The 20,838-nt window shown below is 65.0% G+C and carries 22 protein-coding genes; 13 read left to right on the forward strand and 9 right to left on the reverse strand.

The features are described from left to right. Positions 1-236 precede the first annotated feature (236 nt). Positions 237-848 carry a LysE family translocator gene (locus tag MJ8_RS13815; protein ID WP_201414877.1) on the forward strand — a complete coding sequence of 204 codons (612 nt, stop codon included), beginning with the start codon at positions 237-239 and terminating at the stop codon, positions 846-848. Here MJ8_RS13815 and MJ8_RS13820 read toward each other — a convergent pair. Then, positions 845-1,870, reverse strand: coding sequence for an AraC family transcriptional regulator (locus tag MJ8_RS13820; protein WP_201414878.1), 1,026 nt, complete (start codon positions 1,868-1,870; stop codon positions 845-847). The genes MJ8_RS13815 and MJ8_RS13820 overlap by 4 nt on opposite strands. Before the next feature lie 180 nt (positions 1,871-2,050). Here MJ8_RS13820 and MJ8_RS13825 point away from each other — a divergent pair, with 180 nt between their 5' ends. Together MJ8_RS13825 and MJ8_RS13830 are read left to right on the forward strand one after the other, a co-directional pair. Beyond that, the gene (locus tag MJ8_RS13825) at positions 2,051-2,476 is read left to right on the forward strand and encodes a GFA family protein (protein WP_201414879.1); all 426 of its coding nucleotides are present in this window, start codon (positions 2,051-2,053) and stop codon (positions 2,474-2,476) included. 56 nt (positions 2,477-2,532) lie between these two features. Next, on the forward strand, positions 2,533-3,048 hold the full coding sequence (locus MJ8_RS13830; protein WP_201414880.1) for an OsmC family protein: 516 nt from the start codon (positions 2,533-2,535) through the stop codon (positions 3,046-3,048). Positions 3,049-3,124: 76 nt separating this feature from the next. Here MJ8_RS13830 and MJ8_RS13835 read toward each other — a convergent pair whose 3' ends face one another. The 3 genes from MJ8_RS13835 to MJ8_RS13845 are packed head-to-tail and all read right to left on the reverse strand — an operon-like array spanning position 3,125 to position 5,013. Next, a complete protein-coding gene (locus tag MJ8_RS13835; protein ID WP_201414881.1) occupies positions 3,125-3,511 on the reverse strand; it encodes a nuclear transport factor 2 family protein in 387 nt (128 codons plus the stop codon). A gap of 18 nt (positions 3,512-3,529) precedes the next feature. Further along, complete coding sequence (locus MJ8_RS13840; RefSeq protein ID WP_201414882.1) at positions 3,530-3,964, reverse strand: OsmC family peroxiredoxin; 435 nt, start codon at positions 3,962-3,964, stop codon at positions 3,530-3,532. Positions 3,965-4,002: 38 nt separating this feature from the next. Beyond that, the gene (locus tag MJ8_RS13845) at positions 4,003-5,013 is read right to left on the reverse strand and encodes a zinc-dependent alcohol dehydrogenase family protein (protein WP_201414883.1); all 1,011 of its coding nucleotides are present in this window, start codon (positions 5,011-5,013) and stop codon (positions 4,003-4,005) included. 113 nt (positions 5,014-5,126) lie between these two features. Between MJ8_RS13845 and MJ8_RS13850 the strand changes: the two genes are divergently transcribed. Further along, the gene (locus MJ8_RS13850; protein ID WP_201414884.1) at positions 5,127-5,732 is read left to right on the forward strand and encodes a TetR/AcrR family transcriptional regulator; all 606 of its coding nucleotides are present in this window, start codon (positions 5,127-5,129) and stop codon (positions 5,730-5,732) included. A gap of 153 nt (positions 5,733-5,885) precedes the next feature. On the opposite strand, the gene groL is transcribed toward MJ8_RS13850, so the two are convergent. The 3 genes from groL to MJ8_RS13865 form a co-directional block, all read right to left on the reverse strand. After that, positions 5,886-7,538 (reverse strand): chaperonin GroEL, encoded by a 1,653-nt coding sequence (groL, locus tag MJ8_RS13855; RefSeq protein WP_071034971.1) that lies wholly within the window; start codon positions 7,536-7,538, stop codon positions 5,886-5,888. 65 nt (positions 7,539-7,603) lie between these two features. Further along, positions 7,604-7,900, reverse strand: coding sequence for a co-chaperone GroES (groES, locus tag MJ8_RS13860; protein ID WP_040975262.1), 297 nt, complete (start codon positions 7,898-7,900; stop codon positions 7,604-7,606). 227 nt (positions 7,901-8,127) lie between these two features. Beyond that, positions 8,128-8,928 carry a class I SAM-dependent methyltransferase gene (locus MJ8_RS13865; RefSeq protein ID WP_201414885.1) on the reverse strand — a complete coding sequence of 267 codons (801 nt, stop codon included), beginning with the start codon at positions 8,926-8,928 and terminating at the stop codon, positions 8,128-8,130. Between the two features lie 73 nt (positions 8,929-9,001). On the opposite strand from MJ8_RS13865, the gene MJ8_RS13870 reads away from it, so the two are divergent. Next, a complete protein-coding gene (locus MJ8_RS13870) occupies positions 9,002-9,853 on the forward strand; it encodes a hypothetical protein (RefSeq protein ID WP_201414886.1) in 852 nt (283 codons plus the stop codon). Between the two features lie 8 nt (positions 9,854-9,861). Here MJ8_RS13870 and MJ8_RS13875 read toward each other — a convergent pair whose 3' ends face one another. Continuing rightward, complete coding sequence (locus MJ8_RS13875; RefSeq protein WP_201414887.1) at positions 9,862-10,623, reverse strand: SDR family NAD(P)-dependent oxidoreductase; 762 nt, start codon at positions 10,621-10,623, stop codon at positions 9,862-9,864. Positions 10,624-10,729: 106 nt separating this feature from the next. On the opposite strand from MJ8_RS13875, the gene MJ8_RS13880 reads away from it, so the two are divergent. Continuing rightward, complete coding sequence (locus MJ8_RS13880; protein ID WP_201414888.1) at positions 10,730-11,626, forward strand: LysR family transcriptional regulator; 897 nt, start codon at positions 10,730-10,732, stop codon at positions 11,624-11,626. A gap of 6 nt (positions 11,627-11,632) precedes the next feature. On the opposite strand, the gene MJ8_RS13885 is transcribed toward MJ8_RS13880, so the two are convergent. Further along, entirely contained in the window at positions 11,633-12,259 is a 627-nt protein-coding gene (locus tag MJ8_RS13885; protein ID WP_201414889.1) for a TetR/AcrR family transcriptional regulator, read from the reverse strand. A 122-nt stretch (positions 12,260-12,381) separates the two neighbouring features. Here MJ8_RS13885 and MJ8_RS13890 point away from each other — a divergent pair, with 122 nt between their 5' ends. From MJ8_RS13890 to MJ8_RS13920, 7 genes are all read left to right on the forward strand, one after another. Next, positions 12,382-13,566 (forward strand): MFS transporter, encoded by a 1,185-nt coding sequence (locus MJ8_RS13890; RefSeq protein ID WP_201414890.1) that lies wholly within the window; start codon positions 12,382-12,384, stop codon positions 13,564-13,566. Positions 13,567-13,580: 14 nt separating this feature from the next. Beyond that, positions 13,581-14,861: a D-arabinono-1,4-lactone oxidase gene (locus tag MJ8_RS13895; protein ID WP_201414891.1), complete on the forward strand. Its 1,281-nt coding sequence runs from the start codon at positions 13,581-13,583 to the stop codon at positions 14,859-14,861. Beyond that, on the forward strand, positions 14,858-15,994 hold the full coding sequence (locus MJ8_RS13900; protein ID WP_201414892.1) for an alanine racemase: 1,137 nt from the start codon (positions 14,858-14,860) through the stop codon (positions 15,992-15,994). The genes MJ8_RS13895 and MJ8_RS13900 overlap by 4 nt, the downstream gene beginning before the upstream one ends. Positions 15,995-16,136: 142 nt before the next feature. Further along, positions 16,137-17,072 (forward strand): helix-turn-helix domain-containing GNAT family N-acetyltransferase, encoded by a 936-nt coding sequence (locus MJ8_RS13905; protein WP_201414893.1) that lies wholly within the window; start codon positions 16,137-16,139, stop codon positions 17,070-17,072. A 194-nt stretch (positions 17,073-17,266) separates the two neighbouring features. Beyond that, positions 17,267-17,746, forward strand: a complete 480-nt coding sequence (locus MJ8_RS13910; protein WP_201415425.1) for a MarR family winged helix-turn-helix transcriptional regulator — start codon at positions 17,267-17,269, stop codon at positions 17,744-17,746. Then, positions 17,743-18,942 (forward strand): HlyD family secretion protein, encoded by a 1,200-nt coding sequence (locus MJ8_RS13915; RefSeq protein WP_201414894.1) that lies wholly within the window; start codon positions 17,743-17,745, stop codon positions 18,940-18,942. The genes MJ8_RS13910 and MJ8_RS13915 overlap by 4 nt, the downstream gene beginning before the upstream one ends. A gap of 295 nt (positions 18,943-19,237) precedes the next feature. Then, positions 19,238-20,770 carry a DHA2 family efflux MFS transporter permease subunit gene (locus tag MJ8_RS13920; RefSeq protein WP_201414895.1) on the forward strand — a complete coding sequence of 511 codons (1,533 nt, stop codon included), beginning with the start codon at positions 19,238-19,240 and terminating at the stop codon, positions 20,768-20,770. The last annotated feature ends 68 nt before the right edge of the window (positions 20,771-20,838 follow it).

The raw sequence follows: 20,838 nt of genomic DNA on the forward strand, positions 1-20,838 counted from the left end.
TGGGGGAGATGCCTGGCAGGGCAGAGGGGGGCGCTGTCCCGCCAGCGCCTCAGGCGTGCTTCGATCGGACATCCGAGTAAACTCCAAAGAGAAGAGTGAGAGGTTGGCGTTCCTTCGCGCCCCCCTCTGGCCTGCCGGCCATCTCCCCCACGAGGGGGGAGATCATGCTCTCCGCCCGCTTGCCGTCGCTTCAGCCTCCCGATACCTTCGCGTCGGGCAGGGCCGCGGAGGAATCCATGAGCATCGAATTCCTGTTGACGTCGCTGATCATCGTGGCTTCGCCCGGCACCGGCGTCCTGTACACGCTGAGCGCCGGCCTTTCGCGCGGCGCGCGCGCCTCGGTCGTCGCCGCCTTCGGCTGCACGTTGGGTATCATCCCGCATATGGCGGCCGCCATCACCGGCCTTGCCGCTGTGCTGCACACCAGCGCCGTCGCCTTCGAGACGCTGAAATATCTCGGCGTCGCCTACCTGCTCTACATGGCCTGGAACACGTTGAAGGAAAAAGGCGGTCTCAGCATCGACGAGGATGCCGCGCCGCGCTCGACCGCCAGGACCATCACCACCGGCATCCTGGTCAACGTGCTCAACCCGAAACTGTCGATCTTCTTCTTCGCCTTCCTGCCGCAATTCGTCAGCACCACCGAGCCGCACGCGCTGCCCAAGATGCTGGAGCTCTCCGGCGTCTTCATGCTGATGACCTTCGTCATCTTTGCCGTCTATGGCGTGTTCGCGGCCTCGGTGCGCAGCCATATCGTGACGCGGCCGAAAGTGCTGACCTGGATGCGCCGCAGCTTCGCCGCTGCCTTCGTCATGCTCGGCGCCAAGCTGGCCCTGGCCGATCGCTAGCGCTCTGATCCGTTCGCGGCCTCGGATGCCTCGTCTCTTCCGGAGCCGGCCGCGGCCCGGACGCCGAGCCGCCAAGCCGAAGGCGGGACGCCGATCATCTTCTTGAAGGCACGGCTGAACGCGGCCTCGGATTCGTAGCCGATTTCCGCTGCGATGCCGGCGACGTTGCCGTTGCCGGCGCTGAGCAGCTCCGAGGCGATCTGCATGCGCCATTTGGCGAGATAGTGCATCGGCGGCATGCCGACGATCTTGGTGAAGCGCTCCGCCAGCACCGTGCGCGACAGCGCGGACTCCTTGGCCAGCGCCTCCACCGTCCAATTATGGGCCGGACGGTCGTGGATCAGCGCAAGCGCCTTCGCCAGATGCGGATCGCGCAGGCCCGCCAGCCAGCCGGTCTGTTGCGGGGGTAGTGACTCCACATAGCGGCGCAGCACGTCGACGAACATCAGTTCGCTGAGCTTGGTCAGCACCGTTTCGCTGCCGGCCCGCTTCTCAGCGACTTCGGAGACCGCCAGCCTGATGAACTGGCCGAGCCAGCCGCCATCGCCTTCGACGTCTCCGGCTTTGATGACGGGCGGCAGCGCTTCGAGCAGGGGATTGAAGGGCAGGGCATGGCAGGCGAGATAGCCGCAGACCAGCCGTGCCGACAACGATCCGTCCTTGACGTAGTTGATCGGGAAGGGCGTCTGGCTTGCGGCCGCGATCTGCAGCACATCCGCCGTCGGCGGATCGGCCCGGAGATCGGGCGTGCTCGACATGATGTGCGGATCGCTTTGGGTGAAGACCACGACCTCGCCGGCCTCGACCGGGATCGCCTCCTGGCCGACGATGCGGGCATAGCAACGGCCGGACGTCAGCACGTGATAGGAAATCAGGTGATCGGCGCCCGGCAGTATCCTCGGCAATATCGAGGCGGGCGCGGGCGAGCACACCGCCCATGGGTCCTGCGCCTCGATGTCGAAGAACGTCGCGCCGGTGAGGCGCACCGTTTTCAAAAGATCCGATAGAGCGTCCCCGGCCATTCCACGCCTTTCTTGCAAGCTGCGCGGCATCCCATTCGAGTTCCGGACGCGCTGTCAACTAACGCGGACGCCCCGTCATTCCGTCCCCGGCCGGAAGCTTTAAACCCGAACCGGCGTCGGGAGCGTCTTCTGTTGGACGCTCCGCGCGATCGAACGTAACGAAAGAAAAGGACGAAAGTCATGACGGTACATAAGGGCGGGTGTTTTTGCGGCGCCGTGGAAATCGAGGTCCACGGAACCGCCGAGGCGATGGGCTACTGCCATTGCAGTTCCTGCCGTTCGTGGTCGGCGTCTCCGGTCAACGCCTTCACGCTGTGGAAGCCCGGGAACGTCAAGGTCACCAAGGGCGCGGAGTTTCTGTCCGGTTTCGAGAAGTCCGCGATGAGCGACCGCCAGTTTTGCACCAAGTGCGGCGGTCATCTGATGACGGATCACCCGCCGCTCGGGCTGGTCGACGTCTATGCGGCCACCATACCGACGGTGGAATTCACGCCAGGGGTTCACGTCAACTACGCCGAGACGGTGCTGCCGATGAAAGACGGGCTGCCGAAGCTCAAGGATTTTCCGGCCGAGCTCGGCGGCTCGGGCATCGCGATCCCGGAATAGGCCCGGACGATGGCTGACGATTTCAGACAACCGCAATTCACGACAGGAGAACTTGAATGGATATCGCGACGTTTCGCGCCACGCAGGAGCCGATCAAGGATCTTTATCGCAAGGACGCGCGGGCCGCGCTTCTTACCTTGAAGGCCAAGGGCACCGCCGACGACACAAGGGTGACCTGCAAGGTCGAGACCGGACGGGGGCTTGCGCTGGCCGGCATCCATCCGAAGGCGGGCGGCAGCGGCCGGGAGCTTTGTTCCGGCGACATGCTGCTGGAGGCGTTGATCGCGTGTGCCGGCGTTTCGATGCGGGCGGCCGCGGCCGTGCTCGATATCCCGATCAAGTCGGCGGAAATCTCCGCCGAGGGCGATGTCGACCTTCGCGGCACGCTGGGCGTCACCGAAGGCGTGCCGGTCGGCTTCAAGGAAATCCGCCTGCGCTTCGACATCGAGTCGGATGTGGAGCAAAGCCGGCTGACCCAACTCATGGAGCTCACCGACCGCTACTGCGTGATCTTCCAGACCATCCAGCGCAGCCCGAAGACCTCCGTGAAGCTCAACCGAGTGGTGTCGTAGGCGCGATTGCCCGGAATCCAAACCTGGCGGGGATGGATTCCGGGCTGGCCTGAGCGCGGCCCTTCCGCGCCGGGCACTATCCTTTGACGTAGCCCATCGCCTCGACGATCTTGCCATCCGCGACGCGCATCAGATTGACGCCGCGCAGCGAACTGCCGTCGGACATCCAGAAGCGCCAGCGGATCGTGGCGCGGTCGCCGGCAACATAAGTCTCTTCGAGGTCGAAGCGCGTGCCGGGTCCGGTGGCGATCGCCGACCACAATTCGACGCACGCGGCCTTGCCGGTGCGGCGGGCGCCGTCCGGCGCCGGCGTGGTGTTCTCGATCACGCAGTCTTCCGCCACCAGTTCGTTCAGCGCCGACGGATCGTGACGCTGGAAGACGTCGTTATAGCGCCGCATGATTTGCGCCGTCTCGGCGGAGCGCTCGGCTGTGGCGATGTCGATGATCAATTCCTGAGTCATTGGTCTTGTCCTGTCGTTTCATTGAGCTGCGAGGCTCGCCTTCAGCGTGATCGTTGCGACGCCGGCCAGTGCCCGCGAGACCAGGCAGGCTGCCTTGGCCTTTTGCGCCAGCCGTTCGAAGTCCTCGGCCAAGATGCCGGCGACGCGGACCTCGGTTTCAAGCTCGATGCGAGTGATCGTCGGGCCCGCCGTGGTCGCGCCGAGATGCACCCTGGCGATCGTATGGATGCTCTCGGCCGTGTGTTTGTCGGCGCCGAGAATCGCGGTGAGCGCCATGGAGAAACAGCCGGCAAGCGCTGCCGCGATCAGTTCTTCCGGATTGGTGCCCGGACCGTTCTCGAAGCGGGACGGGAAGGAATAGGCGCCTTCGAACACGCCGCTGCCCAGCCGCAGCCGGCCGGCTCCTTCCTTGAGCGTGCCTTGCCATTGGGCTGAGGCTTCACGGATCGTCATGGCTGATCTCCTCTCTCTGTTTGCGGGAAGTGTGATGGTCACGCGCCGTCGATGACGACCTTGCCGAAGACATCGCCCTGCTGGAAATGACGGTAGGCCTCGCGCGCCTCGGCGAAGGGGAAGACCTTGTCGATGACCGGCTTCAGCCGATGCGCGGCGACAGCGGCGAGCATTGCTTCCAGCGCGCTGCGGCTGCCGACGAAGAGCCGGCCGATGGTGACAAGGCTGCGCTGGTAGATGGCGCCTGGGATCTCGACCGACTTGCCGTTCTGGTCGTGCACGGTGAGCAGCACGATGCGCCCGTAGAGGGCGCTGGCGATCAGCGACTGCGCAAAGGTCGCCGGACCGCCGGTCTCGACAACCAGGTCGATGCCGCCGGTCGCCTCTCGCAGCTTGATGCCCCAATCCGGTGTTTCCGCAGCCGCAATGACCACATCAGCGCCGAGAGCCCGCAGCCTGTCGGCCTTTTGGGCGCGGGACGTGACGGCGGCCACGCGGCAGCCCACGAGCTTGGCGAACTGCAGCGCAAACAGCGCAACGCCGCCTGAGCCGATCACCAGAACCCATTGCCCAGGCTTCGGATTCTCGGCGCCGGTCAGCGCGCTCCAGGCGGTCAGCCCGGCGCAGGTGAAGGTAGCCGCTTCCCGCCATGAGAGATGGTTGGGCAGCCGCACCGCCCATTGCTCGTCGAGCAGTGCATATTCGCTGAGCATGCCGTCCAGCGTGCAGCCAAGCTGGTCGACGACGCCCGGATGCATGCGACCGTCGATCCAGCGCGCGAAATAGCTGCCCGTGACGTGGTCGCCGACGGCGAAGCGGGTCACGCCGTTGCCGATCGCGACGACTTCGCCCGCGCCGTCGCTCAGCGGCACGATGCCGGCGCGTGGCGTGAGCGGATAGGTCCCGTTGAGGATCATCGTGTCGCGGCGGTTGAGCGAGGTCGCGCGCACGCGCACCAGGATCTGGTTCGCCCCTGGCTCGGGCATTGCTTCCTCGCGCATCGCCAATTTGCCGATGCCGCCGAACTCTTCAAGCCGGTAGCTTTGCATCGCTGTCTCCAAATATGTAGACCGATTTACATATTATGTAGACCGATTGTCATATTATGGGCAAGCCCTATAATGCTTGCTCCTGACAGAAGTTGACATGACGTGAGGTTGAGGTGGCGACGGACACACGCACCCGCATGATCGAGGCGACGGCGCTGCTCATCCGGCAGCGCGGCTATCATGGAACCTCGCTCAACGATATTTTGAGCGCCAGCGCAGCACCCCGCGGCTCGCTCTATTTTCATTTCCCGGGCGGCAAGGACCAGCTTGTCATCGAGGTGACGCGCGCCAGCGTCGCCGACGTGACGGAGCGGCTGGGCGCCGCGCTTTCGGTGGAAAGCGATCCCGCCGTTGCCGTCCACCACATCTACCAGTCGGTCGCCCGCATGTTGGAGGAGAACGAGTTCTCGCTCGGCTGCCCGGTGGCGCCGGTCGTGCTCGACGCGCCGAACAACGTTCCGGAGCTGGCTGAAATCTGCCGCTCGGCCTTCGAGCAGTGGATCGGATTGCTACGCCAGGCTTTCGTCAGGGCAGGGGTGCCGGAGCGGCGCGCGCAGGCGCTGGCGCTGCTGGTCGAATCCTCGCTCGAAGGCTTGATGGTGATCGCCCGGGCCACCCGCGACCACACGCCGGTCAGCGTTGTCGCCGATGAGGTCGCGGCGCTTGTCGAGCAGGCCGTGCTCGCCGGCAAGGCGCAGCAAGCGGAGAGCGCCGCGTAGCGTTGGTCCTCAATGCCAAACAAAAAGGGCGGCATGTCTGCCGCCCTTTCCATATGCGTTAGCTGGATAGCCTGGATTAGAAGTCCATGCCGCCACTCAAGCCCGCTTGCGGGCTTGAGCAATGTTAATTGATGGGCGTGCTTATGGATTTCCTCAGAAGTCCATGCCGCCCATGCCACCCATGCCGCCGCCGGGCATGCCGCCCGGCATGCCGCCGGCAGCTTCCTTCTTCGGAGCTTCGGCGATCATGGCTTCGGTGGTGACGAGCAGGCCGGCGACCGAGGCCGCGTCCTGGAGAGCGGTGCGCACGACCTTGACCGGGTCGACAATGCCCATGGCGATCATGTCGCCATAGTCGCCGGTCTGGGCGTTGTAGCCGTAGGTCTGCGCCTTGTTCTCAAGGATCTTGCCCGCGACGATCGAGGCTTCCGCACCGGCGTTCGACGCGATCTGGCGGGCTGGAGCCTGCAGGGCGCGACGGACGATGGCGATGCCAGCGGCCTGGTCGGCATTGGCGCCGGTGGCCTTGACGTTGGCCGAAGCGCGCAGCAGGGCCACGCCACCGCCCGCGACGATGCCTTCTTCCACGGCCGCGCGGGTCGCGTTGAGCGCGTCGTCAACGCGGTCCTTCTTTTCCTTCACTTCCACTTCGGTCGCACCGCCGACGCGGATCACGGCAACGCCGCCGGCGAGCTTCGCCAGACGTTCCTGCAGCTTCTCCTTGTCGTAGTCCGAGGTGGTTTCCTCGATCTGCTGCTTGATCTGGGCGACGCGGCCCTGGATCTCGGCCTTCTTGCCGGCGCCGTCGACGATGGTGGTGTTCTCCTTGGAGATCGACACCTTCTTGGCGCGGCCGAGCATGTTGAGGCCGACATTCTCGAGCTTGATGCCGAGGTCTTCCGAGATGACCTGGCCACCGGTGAGGATGGCGATGTCTTCCAGCATGGCCTTGCGGCGGTCACCGAAGCCCGGAGCCTTGACGGCGGCGATCTTCAGGCCACCACGCAGCTTGTTGACGACCAGCGTGGCCAGAGCCTCGCCTTCGACGTCTTCCGAGATGATGAGCAGCGGCTTCGAGGTCTGAACGACGGCTTCCAGGACCGGCAGCATGGCCTGCAGGTTGGAGAGCTTCTTCTCGTGCAGCAGGATGTAGGCGTCTTCCAGATCGGCGACCATCTTGTCGGCGTTGGTGACGAAGTAGGGCGAGAGATAGCCGCGGTCGAACTGCATGCCTTCGACGACTTCCAGCTCGGTCTCGGCGGTCTTGGCTTCCTCGACGGTGATGACGCCTTCATTGCCGACCTTCTGCATCGCTTCCGCGATCATCTTGCCGACCGACTCGTCGCCATTGGCCGAGATCGTGCCGACCTGGGCGACTTCCTCGGAGGTCTTGATCTTCTTGGCGGCCTTGCCGAGCGCGGTGACGACTTCACCGACAGCGAGGTCGATACCGCGCTTGAGGTCCATCGGGTTCATGCCGGCGGCAACGGCCTTGTTGCCTTCCTGAACGATCGCCTGGGCGAGAACGGTCGCGGTCGTCGTGCCGTCGCCGGCGATGTCGTTGGTCTTCGAAGCGACTTCGCGGACCATCTGGGCGCCCATGTTCTCGAACTTGTCCTCGAGCTCGATCTCCTTGGCGACGGTGACGCCGTCCTTGGTGATGCGCGGGGCGCCGAACGACTTGTCGATGACGACGTTGCGGCCCTTGGGACCGAGGGTGACCTTCACCGCGTCGGCGAGGATGTTGACGCCGCGCAGCATGCGCTCACGGGCATCGCGGGAGAATTTTACGTCTTTTGCAGCCATGTTTTAGCTCCTGACAGGGGCTCGTGGAGAGCCCGAAAATTCAGTTGATGGAGAGAGGCCGATGATCAGCCGATGATACCCATGATGTCGGATTCCTTCATGATCAGAAGGTCTTCGCCATTGAGTTTGACTTCAGTGCCCGACCACTTGCCGAAGAGCACACGGTCGCCGGCCTTGACGTCCAGCGGCACGAGCTTGCCGCTTTCGTCGCGAGCGCCGGAGCCGACGGCGATGATCTCGCCTTCCTGCGGCTTCTCCTTCGCCGTATCCGGGATGATGATCCCGCCGGCGGTCTTGGATTCGGATTCGACCCGGCGAACGACCACGCGGTCATGAAGCGGGCGGAACTTGGACTTTGCCATGTTGTCTTCCTCGAATGAGAACGGTGAGAACTGTTCCTCCATCCGGCGGGAGCCGGACATCAGTTAGCACTCACCAGAGGCGAGTGCTAACGTGGCGCTGAAATATGCTGGCAGGGTGTGAGAGTCAAGGCGCGCGCAAGGGGCAGGCGGCGCGAAATTTCTCTCCCGCGGAACCTTGGGCGGAAATACGGTGGCTGCAGCGAAGCATGGGCGAGCAATCCAGCCCGTTATTCGGGATGTTTCGGCGAGCGCAGCACCAGCAGCGGGCAACGTTCGGCCAGACCGTATGTTCCGGTCGAAGCCAGCCGGACATCATCGAAGAAGGTCCGGGCTTCCTCGATCAGCGCTGCCGCGGGGGCGAAACTGTAGACGACAGACGAGTTCCGGTAGACGTCGATGGTTCCGATGACCGGCAATTCCCATCCGGTTCGAGCTGATAGCTCCTCGCGGTCGGGAAACATCCTGTCGAATTGCTCGACGATGCCGGTGACCGGAATCGTGTAGTCGGGCGCGCCGGCGATCGCGGTCATGGCCACGCGCCATTTGAGGTCGTGGAAGGTCGAGGCGCCGCCGGCCAGCGCCAGGGCGCGGACTTCCCGCGGTTTGTCCAGGGTGTCGGGCGACGCATAAAGTCTGATGGCGGCGCGGCCGTCGGACTTGAGCGCCCGCGCGATCGACGCGAACAGCATGCGCCTGAGGTCGGCCGCGCCGATGACCGAGAGACATCCATCGCCGATCAATGCTTCGATGCTGGCGCCGGGAAACGGCAGATCGAACCAGTCGCCTTGCACCGCTTTGCGCGTGTCCGTGTCGCCCGGCCAGATGCCGGCAATCATGTCGGGAGATTCGTCGACCGCCGTCATCGTGGCGCCAAGTCCCGCGAGCTCCGGCGTCACGCCGAGCATGACGACATGCGCCCGGGCAAGGCCGAGCGCGCGGTCGTAAGCCTCGACGACTTCCGGCGGCGGCCGCAACGGCGGTCCGAGCAACTGCCAATGCCTGCGAATTGCATTCCAATGCTCTGTCATGCAAGCCAACCCGCTTAGCGCTTTGTATTTGACGGGATAATAGAGGATGCTGAACAAGCCAAGGGGGACAGGCATGGCGCGCATCGCCGTGATCACGCATGAGTTGGACCGGTTCCAGGGCCGGCGTGGGCTGCTGATGCGCCGTGACAGCCCCTACATGCTCTTCGATGTGCTGGAAGAACTGAAGCGCCGCGGCCATTCGGTGCAGATACTGAAAGGCATTTCGGCCAAGCCGGCCGCCGACATCGCGGTGCTGCATCTGGACGTGACGGTGACACCGCCAGATTATGCCGATTACGCGCGCCGCTTTCCCTTCTGCCTCAACCTCGGCGCCACAGACATTTCGAAACGCCGCGTCAGCGGTGCGGCAATTGGCAGGGGCGATCGCTGGGCGGGAAAGGTCATCGTCAAGAGCAGCCTCAATCATTGGGGAACGCCGGAGCAGCAGCTGAACCAGCGCGCGCGGCGTGCAGGCAAACCGGAGCCGTTTCCCGGCGTCCAACCATTCGACAAATATGAGGTCCACGCTTCGCTCGCCGACGTTCCGGCCGAAGTCTTTGAACGTCAGGATCTGGTCGTCGAGAAATTCATTCCCGAGCCGGAGCCTGACGGCTTCGCTGCACGGTTCTGGCTGTTCTGCGGCGAGCGCGAGCGTTGCACCCGCCATGTCTCGCCGCAGAGCCTCGTCAAGGGCGACGACACCATCCGCCGCGAGCCGGTTCCGGTGCCGGACGAGCTTCGCGCGCTACGACGCAAGCTCGGCTTCGACTACGGCAAGTTCGACTTCGTCATGCATGAGGGCAGGGCGGTGCTGCTCGATGCCAACAAGACACCCGGGCGCGCCCGCAATCTGTCGAGCTTCATCGCCGCCGGCAACGCCAACCTTGCCGACGGCTTCGAAGGACTGATCCGGCAGGTTTCATAACCGACCGCCTAGATGTTCATGCCGCCCGATACTTCTATCCGCTGGGCGTTGACCCAGCGATTGTCGTCGGAGAGCAGCGAGGCGATCATCGGCCCGATATCGTCGGCGACGCCGGCGCGGCCGAGCGCGGTGACGCCGGCTACCATGCGGTTGATCTCGGCATTGTCGCGCACCTGGCCGCCGTTGAAGTCGGTGGCGATCGCGCCGGGCGCCACGGTGTTGGCGGTGATGCCGCGCTGCCCAAGCTCCTTGGCAAGGTAGCGCGTGAAGACTTCGATGCCGCCCTTCATCATTGCATAGGCCGACGATCCGGGAGCGGCGAAGCGGGCGAGCCCGCTCGAGATGTTGACGATGCGGCCACCATCGTTGATCAGCGGCAGCAGCGCCTGGGTGAGGAAGAAGACGCCCTTGAGATGGATGTTCATCAGCGTGTCGAATTCCTCTTCCGTCGTCTCGGCGATCATCTTGCGCAGGCCGGTGCCGGCATTGTTGACGAGAAAGTCGAAGCGGTCGCGCCGCCAGGCCTCGCGAAGCGTCTTTTTCAGCGCTTCGACGAAAGCCGGGAAGCTGGCGACGGCGCCGGCGTCGAGTTCGAGCGCCGCTGCCCGGCCGCCGGCCGCCTCGATCTCGGCGGTTGCGGTCTTCGCCTCGTCGGCGCGCGAACGATAGGTGACGATGACGTCGACGCCCTTGCGGGCGAGGTGGATCGCGGTGTTGCGGCCGAGGCCGCGGCTGCCGCCGGTGATGAGAGCGATGGGACGAGTGGTCATGGCGAAATCTCCTTCTGTCTGGATGGAGATGCATATACTCGCCGGCCTGATCGATATAATCCGGCACGGATTGCCAACACTATTCAGTTTGTGCGAACAATCGGCCATGGATCGGTTCGACAGCATGCGGCTCTTCACTCGCGTTGTGGAACGGCGCAGCTTCACCGCGGCAGCCGCCGATCTCGGCCTGCCGCGCTCCAGCGCCACAGCCGCGATCAAGCAGCTCGAGGAGCGGCTCGGCGTGCAATTGCTGAGGCGCACAACGCGCCACGTGACCACGACGCTCGACGGCGAAGCCTATTACCAGCGCTGCATCGGCATTCTCGCCGACATCGAGGATGCCGAGGGCGGCTTCGGCGCGCATGAGGTGCGCGGACGCCTGAGCATCGACATCAACGGCAACATGGCCCGGACCTTCGTCATTCCGGAACTGCCGGCGCTGCTCGCCCGCTATCCCGGGCTCAGTGTCCATATCGGCGAGGGCGACCGGTTCGTCGATCTGGTGCGCGAGGGCGTCGATTGCGTGGTCCGCGCCGGCACGCTGCCTGACAGCGACATGATCGCGCGCCGCATCGGCATGGCGCGTGAGGCGACGGTTGCCAGCGCCGCCTATGTCGAGCGCCACGGCCTACCGCGCACCCTGGAGGGGCTTGCCGGGCACGTCATGATCGGCTTCGTCTCGTCCCGCACCGGCCAGGTGATGCCCCTGGAATTCACCGTCGACGGCAAGATTCGCGAGATCGTGCTGCCGTCGCGCGTCACCGTCTCCAATTCCGATACTGCCGCCACGCTGGTGCGCCAGGGTTTCGGCCTCTACCAGGCGCCGCGCCGCCGCTTCGCCGCCGACATCGAAGCGGGCAGGCTGGTCGAGGTGCTGCCGGACAATCCGCCGACGCCGACGCCGATCTCGGTGCTCTATCCGCCGAGCCGCCAGCTTTCGCCAAGGGTAAGGGTGTTCGTGGATTGGCTGGTGGAGATCCTGGGGCCGAAGCTGGATCCCTGATCGCGCTCAGAGAAACAGCCGCAACTGCGTATGGATGATCGAGCGATAATCCTCGATCGTCCTCTGTCCTTCCGCCTCGTCCTGTGTCAGCGCAAGCCGCACGACGCCGCCGGCAAGCTGGAAGATCAGGAACACGACGCGCCCGAATGCCTCGCGCCGCCCCGCTTCAAGCATCGGCGCGACGTGGTCGCAGAACATCTTGGCCTGCTGCCTCGTTTCTGCGATGTCGAGATGCTGCAGCGCCTTGTCGGCCTGGATGGCATTGTGCAGATCCTGGATGGCCGGGTCAGCCGCGACGCGGGCATAATAGTCGTCGAGCAGGCGGTCGGCCGCCGTGGTCACGTCGTCCAGGCTCCCGATCCCGGCGATGATCGCGCCGAACCTTGCGCGGCTTTCCTCGGAAAAACGCTCGTAGAGCATCGCCAGGATCGCCGATTTGCTGGGGAAATAATGATAGACCGTGGCGATCGGTCCGCCGGCCAGCGCGCCGACTTCCTTCATCGTCACCGCGTCGATGCCCTTTTCGCCGATCAGCCGCATGGTCGTGGCGAGGATCGCGTCGATGCGCTCGCGGCTGCGCTCCTGCTTCGGCCTGCGCCTGGGCTCCGTCGCCGTTCGCTTTGCATCCGTCATTGCCCGCATCTTTCCCGGAAAAGTGCGAATTCGCGGTTGACAAGAAACATGATCAAGTATCAGTTTTGCGAAATGCTGACAACTTGTCAGTTTTTCGACCGAGCTGCAAGGGAGAGCATCTCGTGACTGCATCGCAAGCCGCGCGGGCGGAAAATGGCGATTGGCTTGTCGGCAATCCGACCGGGCTGCAACTGGCTTCGGCGCTTTGGATTGGCTCGGTCGGCCTGCTCATCCTCGGGTTGCAGCCGGTGCTGCTCGGCGCGCTCTACAGCGAAGGTCACGTCACCGGCGACGAGCTTGCGCTGGTCGCCACCGCCGAGATGATCGCGATTGCCATCGGTTCGGCGATTGTGGCGATGCTGCTGCCCGCCAGGAACATGCGCTGGAAAAGCGCGGCACTGCTCGTGCTTTTGGCGTTTGCAAATGTCTGGACCGCTTATGCCGGCAGTCCCAATGCGCTGATCGGCGCGCGCACGCTGGCGGGCCTCGCTGAGGGCGGGCTTGTCGCCGTCGCGACGGAGCTGATCGCCCGCTCGCGCCGGGCCGAACGCATCGGCGGGTATTTCGTCACGCTGCAGACCTTGGCGCAATGCGCGCTGGCGATAATCCTGGCGCTCTATGCCGTGCCGCGAGCCGGCTCGGCCGGCGGCTTCATCGCCCTCGGCATCGTCTGCCTGCTGTCGCTGGCCGTCGCCTGGGTCGTGCCGGATGACTATGCCGACCTGCCCAAGGAAGAGCAGTTCGCCAACGTCGCGACCGTGCCCGCGGTCACCGCGCTCTTGTCGATCTTCTGCTATTTCATGTTCTTCGGCGCCGTCTGGGCTTTCCTCGAGCCCATCGGCGCGCAGTTCGGCATCGACGGCCGCACCGTCGGCCTGATGGTTTCGGCAAGCCTTGCCGCGCAGGTGATCGGCGCCATGACCGCGACAATCTTCGAGGCGCGCATCGACTATCGTTTCGCCATCACGACCATCGGCATCGTCGCGGCGATCAGCTCGGTGCTGCTGGCGTCCGGCCCGGGCCTTTCGGTGTTCTGGGCGGTGGCGCTGGTGATGGGCTTCATCCTGCTCTTTATCGTGCCCTATCAGATCCGCCTCGCCATCACCGCCGACGAGACGCGCACCGCCGCCCTCCTGGTGCCGGCGGCCCAACTTTTCGGCCTCGCCATCGGCCCGATCGCCGCCTCGCTTCTGATCGAAGGTGAGAATTTCCGGCCGGTGCCGGAATTTGCGGCCGCCACCGCTTTGGCGAGCGTCGTTTTGCTCGGCGTCTTCGGGCTGGTCGCTCGCCGCCGCGGCAAAGCCTGAGCGGGAGGGCTAGGATGACAAACGCCTGGAGCAACTGGTCTGGCTTCGTCACGGCGTCCCCGAAGCAGATCGCGACACCGGCCGATGCCGGCGAACTCGCCGAGCTGGTGCGCTCGGCGCCCGGTCCGTTGCGTGTCGCCGGCGCCGGTCACTCCTTCACGCCGCTGGTGCAGTCCGAAGGCACCATCGTCTCGCTGGAGAAGATCGAAGGGCTGGTCTCGCACGATGCCGCGAACAACCGGGCGCGGGTGGGGGCGGGCACGCGGCTCGGCGCCCTGATGCACATCCTGCAGGGCATCGGCCAGGGCCTGCCCAACATGGGCGACATCGACAAGCAGGCGATCGGCGGCGCGCTCGGCACCGCCACGCACGGCTCCGGCCCGACGCTCGGCGCCTATCACACGCAGCTGGAGGCGGTGCAGCTCGTCGACGGGCAGGGCAAGCTACGCGAGTTCAGCCGGGCAGGCGACCAGGACATGATCCACGCGACCGGCGTCGCGCTGGGCAGCTTCGGCATCCTCACCGAAGTGACGATGAACAACATCGCGACCTACCGGCTGCGCCGCCGCAAATGGGTGCTGCCGGTCGGCGACATGCTCAAGAACTTCGAGACGATGATGGCCGCGCATCGTTCGGCCGAGTTTTACTACATCCCATTCGCCGGCTATGCGCAGTTCATTGCCAGCGACCTGAGCGATGCGCAGCCGATGCAGCGGCCGACCGAGGACGACGAGGAGGGACTGGCGACGCTGCGCAAGCTGCGCACGGCGCTGCGCTGGCTGCCGTCCTTGCGCCGCGCCCTGATCAGGGGGGCGGTGAAGAAAGTCCCCTCCGAGGATTACGTTCAGGACTGGCTCAACGTCTATGCCAGCGATCGTCGCACCAGATTCAACGAGATGGAGTACCACCTGCCTTACGAGGAAGGGCCGAAAGCGCTGGCCGAAATCATCGCGCTGACGGAGAAGCACTTCCCGGAAGTCTATTTCCCGATGGAGGTGCGCTCGGTGGCGCCCGACGAGTTCTGGCTTTCGCCTTTCTACAAAAGGCTGACCTGCTCGATCGCCATCCACCACGATGCGGCGAACGATCCGCTGCCCTTCATGCGCGCCGCCGAACCGATCTTCTTGAAGTATGGCGGCAGGCCGCATTGGGGCAAGATGCACAGCCTGAAGGCGGCGGATTTCAAGAAGCTTTATCCGCGCTGGGACGACGCGCTTGCCGTGCGGCGCGACATCGATCCGGACAACCGCTTCGTCTCGCCCTACATGGCCGGCCTGTTCGGCATCCGAACATGAACGCCTATTTCGCTGCCCTGTCCGAGGCGTTGCGTGCCGCCGACATTTACCGGCCCTGCCTTGTGCTTGACCGAGACCGGCTGGACGGCAACATCGCACTGGTGAAGCAGAGGCTGGCGCCGGGCCTCGCCCCGCGGCTGGTCGACAAGTCGCTGCCTTGCGTGCCGCTGCTCTCGCATATCGCGCGAGCGCTGGAAACCAACCGCTTCATGACCTTCCATCCACCGGTGACGCAGGCCGTGCTCGACGCCTTTCCCGAGGGCGATCTTCTCTACGGCAAGCCGATGCCGGTGGGCGCCGCCAGGGCCGCGCTGACCAGAGGCGGCGCCGGCTGGTGGTCGCGCGTCTGCTGGCTGATCGACACGCCGGAGCGGCTGGCCGACTATGGCGCCTTGGCCGCCGCGCTCGACACCGAATTGCGCTTCGCCTTCGAGGTCGATGTCGGTCTGCATCGCGGCGGCTTTCCTGATGCCGCCGAAATCAGGGCACTGACGATACCGGAACGCCTCCACTGCGAAGGCATCATGGCCTATGAGGCGCATGCGCCGGAGATCCCGGGCCTGTTCGGCGGCGCGACCAGCGCGCTGAAGCAGGCCTCCGCCAAGGCCGCGGAGTTCGCCGCCGCCGTCGATCCGGGCCAGCGCCGCATCCTCAACATCGGCGGGTCCAAGACGGCGCTGCTGCATGGCGGCGGCGTAGCCAACGAAGTGTCGATCGGCTCGGCCTTCGTGCTGCCCAAGGATTTCGACACGCCCGGCCTGGCGGGCTTCCAGCCGGCAGCCTTCATCGCAACCCCGATCCTCAAGGCGCTCGATCCGATGCTGCCCGGTCCGCCGGCGGTCTCCAAGGCGCTGCAGGCGCTTGGCCTCTTCCCACGCAAGGGCTGCTATCTTTACGGCGGCAAGTGGATGGCCGAGCCGGCGTTTCCCGAAGGCATGAAGCCGAACGGCCTGATCGGGCTCTCTTCCAACCAGCAGTTCATGGGCCTGCCGGCGGGCGCGGATGTGAAGCCCGGCGACTATGCCTTTCTGCGGCCGACGCAGAGCGAGGCGGTGCTGCAGCATTTCGGTGCGATCGCGGTGTTCGCCGGCGGGCGCATCGTGGAGTTCTGGCCGGTGCTGCCGATGGGATAGGGCGCCGGCGACAGGGGGGTCGTCATTCCGGGGTCTGCGCTTCGCGTCGCTCCTTGCTCAGCCCTGGAACGACGAAGCTGTGACCAATTTATTGACTCAGTCAACTAAATGATTGATCCTGTCCAGGACAGGAGGACTTCCCATGACCATCCACGATCACCCCGGCAAGGAGCGCATCGATGCGGTCCGTGCCTTCAACCGCTTCTATACCCGCCAGATCGGCCTGCTCGACGAGGGGCTCTTGAAGAGCCCGTTCTCGCTGACCGAGGCGCGGGTGCTTTACGAGCTTGCCCATCGCGAGGGGCTCGTCGCCAGCGACCTGGTGCGCGACCTCGGCCTCGACCCCGGCTATGTCAGCCGGCTTTTGAAGAAATTCGAGGAGCGCGGCCTGGTCGAGCGCGAGGCAAGCGAGACGGACGCGCGCCGCGCATCGATCGTGCTGACGCCCGCCGGCAGGGAGGCCTTCGCGCCGCTCAACCAGGATTCCCACAACCAGGTGCGCGCATTGCTGGATCGCCTGGCGCCGGCCGACCAGGAACGGCTGGTCAAGGCTATGCGCACGGTGCAGGACCTGCTCGGCGACAGGCCCGAACCGAAAGTGCCTTATATCCTGCGGCCGTTGCAGGTCGGCGACATCGGCTGGGTCACGCGCCGCCAGGGCATGCTCTACGCCGAGGAATATGGCTGGGACGAAACCTTCGAGGCGCTGGTCGCCGAAATCCTCGGCGAGTTCGTCAAGAATTTCGTCCCGCAATGGGAACGCAGCTGGATCGCCGAACGCGAAGGCGAGGTGGTTGGCTCGGTCTTCGTCGTGCGCAAATCGCCCAAGGTCGCGAAGCTCAGGCTGCTCTATGTCGAACCGTCGGCGCGCGGCCTTGGCATTGGCCGGCGGCTGGTCGACGAATGCATCACCTTCGCGCGCGCCAAGGGCTACAAGACGCTGACGCTGTGGACCAACGACATCCTTGGCTCGGCCCGCCGCATCTACCAGGAAGCGGGCTTCAAGCTGGTCGACGAGGAACGCCATCATTCCTTCGGCAAGGATCTGGTCGGCCAGACCTGGAATTTGGAGCTTTAGCTCTTTTTCTTCTCCCCTTGCGGGCCCACGCGGGGCGCGCCTCCATGATCTCCGGCCTCTAGGCAGGGCTTGGCGCCGCATTTTCATCGATCGCTAACCGTTGCGGGCGTCGCATGGCTGCCATGTCGATTTGCCGGCTTCTGGCGCAAAGCATCCCACTTGAATAGTAAGCACGCTTATTATATATGTCGCTCATGGTTTCAGATGGTATCGATAGATTGGGGTTTTTGATCCACGACGTGCAGCGCCTGATGCGCAAGCGTTTCGAGGCGCGTGCCAGTGGATTGGGCCTTTCATCGGCGCAGTGGCGGCTGCTCGTCCGCGTTGCCAAGGAGGCGGGCGTCGCGCAGGCGCGGCTCGCCGAGCTCCTCGAAATCGAGCCGATCAGCGTCTCTCGCCTGGTCGACCGCATGGAGGAGGGCGGCTGGATCGAGCGCCGCCAGGATGCGACCGACCGGCGCGTGCGCATGATCTTCCCGACCGAGAAGGCGAACGCGGCCTATGCCGACGTCAAGAGCCTGGCCGGCGAGGTTTATGAGGAATCGCTGACCGGCGTGTCGGCGGAAGAACGTCGCATCCTGATCCGGGTGCTGGACACCATCGTGCAGAATCTAACGGACGGCGAAACGTCGTCCCTGGAAAAGATGAAGAGTGCGGAAGGCGCAGCAGCATGAACGCGGCAGCCAGGAAAGAAGACGAGAACGTCACCAAGCTCGCGCCGGCGCAGCCGGTCGCAGAAGCTCCGGCGCAGCCTGCGGCCGCTCCGGTCGCGGTGCCTCGCGAGCCCCAACCGGCCCCGGTCGCGCCGAAGAAAAAGCGCCGCCTCGGCCGCTTCCTGTTGATGGTTGCCCTGCCGCTGGCGCTGCTTGCCGGCGGCGCCTACGTCTGGGTGACGGGCGGCCGCTATCAGGAAACCGAGAACGCCAACCTGCAGCAGGCCAGGATTTCGGTTGCTTCCGACACGGCCGGCCGTATCGTCCAGGTCGGCATCGCCGACAACCAGCAGGTCAAGCAGGGCGACCTTCTCTTCGTCATCGATCCCGAGCCTTACAGGATCGCGCTCGCCCAGGCCGATGCGGCGGTCGCCGCGGCGCGCCTCAATGTGGAGCAGCTGCGCGCCGCCTACAGCCAGGCGATGGCGCAGGAGAAGTCCGCCTCGAGTGAGGTCGATTACGCGCAGTCGCAGTACAACCGCGCCGCCGATCTCGCCCAGAAGGGCATCAACGCCAAGTCCTCGCTCGACCAGGCCCGCAACGACCTCGACAAGGCCAAGCAGCAACTGGCCGTCGCGGAGCAGGGCATCGTCAGCGCCAAGGCGGCGCTCGGCGGCAATCCGGACATCGAGACCGACAAGCATCCGACCGTGATGGCGGCGCTCGCCGCGCGCGACAAGGCCGCTTACGATCTGGCTCAGACGACGGTCAAGGCGCCGGCGGACGGCGTCATCTACCAGGCGGCCTCCTTCAAGGTCGGCCAGTATGTTTCGGTCGGCACGCCGCTTTTCGCGCTGGTCGAGACCGGCGACACCTGGATCGACGCCAATTTCAAGGAGACCCAGCTCACCAACATGAAGCCGGGCCAGAAGGCCGAGATCGTCGTCGACACCTATCCGGGCCGCACCTTCGAGGCGACCGTCAAGGCGATCGGCGCCGGCACGGGCGCGGAGTTCTCGCTTCTGCCCGCGCAAAACGCCACCGGCAATTGGGTCAAGGTCACGCAGCGCATTCCCGTGCGCCTGGAGTTGACCGATCCCGATGCCAAGATGGCGCTGCGCACCGGCATGAGCGCGACCGTCACCGTCGATACCGGCGTGGCGCGCGGCTTGCCGTCGATCTTCGGTCACGCCACGGCGGGGGAGAGCGCGCAGTAACGATACGCCCTCGTGAATCGGGGGCGGAGCAGGGGATTGGTCTGATGGGAGGAGTGAGAAGGATAAGCGTTTGAGATCAGCCGCCTGGCGGCGCGATCAAAGCCGAAACCTTCGACACGGACCCGTCGGTCCTCAGGTTTCCGGGCGGCAGGCATCCGCTCCAACAGAGACTTTCGGTCGATGTAACCCCCACATCGATAGTCGCGTCCCACCGCGATGACGGTCTCTCAACGGAAGGCTTGCCGCCCGGAAGCCCAGTGTACACGTTTTTGTTACCTGCTGGAAGTTCAGCATCATGAGCACGCCCGAAGCCTTCAAGGAAGTGCCGCATCGCGGACTGATCACGGTCGCGCTGATGCTGGCGACGATCATGCAGGCGCTCGACACCACGATCGCCAATGTCGCGCTGCCGACCATGACCGGCGACCTCGGCGCCTCGCCCGACAACATCAACTGGGTGCTGACCTCCTATATCGTGGCCGCGGCGATCATGACGCCGGTCACCGGCTGGCTTGCCGACCGGCTCGGCCGCAAGGAACTGTTTCTTGCTTCCGTCGTCGGTTTCACCATCTTTTCCATGCTCTGCGGCCTGGCCTGGAGCCTCGAGACGATGGTGCTGTTCCGCCTGCTGCAGGGCGTGTTCGGCGCCGCCATCGTGCCGCTGTCGCAGACCTTCCTGCTCGACATCAACCCGAAGGAGCGTCATGGCCAGGCGATGGCGATCTGGGGCGCCGGTATCATGCTGGGGCCGATCCTTGGCCCGACGCTCGGCGGCTGGCTGACCGAAAACTTCAACTGGCGCTGGGTGTTCTTCATCAACCTGCCGGTCGGCATCCTGGCCTTCCTCGGCATGGCCGCCTACCTGCCCGTCATCGCCAAGCGCGTGCGCGGCTTCGACTTCTTCGGCTTCGCCATGCTCTCGCTTGGCGTCGGTGCACTGCAGCTTCTGCTCGACCGCGGCGGCGAGGTCGATTGGTTCAACTCGGCCGAGATCTGGATCGAGCTCGCTCTGTCGCTCACCGGCTTCTGGGTGTTCATCATCCACACGGTGACGGCCGAGCATCCCTTCATCGATCCAAAGATCTTCCTCGACCGCAATTTCGTGACCGGGCTGGGCTTCATCTTCGTCATGGGCGTGCTGATCCTGGCCTCGATGTCGCTGTTGCCGCCGATGCTGGCCAACATCTTCGGCTATCCGACCGTGACCATCGGCGTGGTGCTGGGGCCGCGCGGCATTGGCACGATGATCTCCATGCTGGTCGTGGGCCGCATCATGCACAGGATCGACGCCAGGATCCTCGTCGCCATCGGCTTCCTGCTCACCGCGCAATCGCTCTACACCATGGCGAGCTTCACGCCGCAGATGGACAACTGGCTGATCATCACCTCGGGCGTCATCCAGGGTCTCGGCATGGGCATGGTGTTTGTGCCGCTGTCGGCGGTCGCCTTCGCCACGCTCGACGTCCGCTACCGCACCGATGCCACCTCGCTGTTCAGCCTGGTCCGCAATCTGGGCTCATCGATCGGCGTGTCGGTGGTCGCGGCGCTGATGGTGCGCAACACCCAGATCAACCACACCGAGCTGTCGGCCTTCGTCAATCCGTACAACCCGAACCTGTGGGCGGCGTCTCCGGCCGCCGCCGCCGGCGACCCGGCGGCGCTTTCGCAGGTCGACTTGGCCGTCAACGCCCAGGCGATGATGATCTCCTACATCAACGACTTCAAAATCCTGATGGTGATGACGCTGGCCGCGATCCCGTTCGTCATCCTGCTGCGCAAGCCCAAGGCGGCGCCGGCGGGCGGGGCGCCCGCAGTTCATATGGACTAGGACCGCCACGCCGGTTGGTCCTAGATCATGGCCGGGACAGGCTGCATCGTTCCGGCGTTGAGCGGTTG

This window comes from Mesorhizobium sp. J8 (genome assembly GCF_016591715.1).
Taxonomy (GTDB): domain Bacteria; phylum Pseudomonadota; class Alphaproteobacteria; order Rhizobiales; family Rhizobiaceae; genus Mesorhizobium.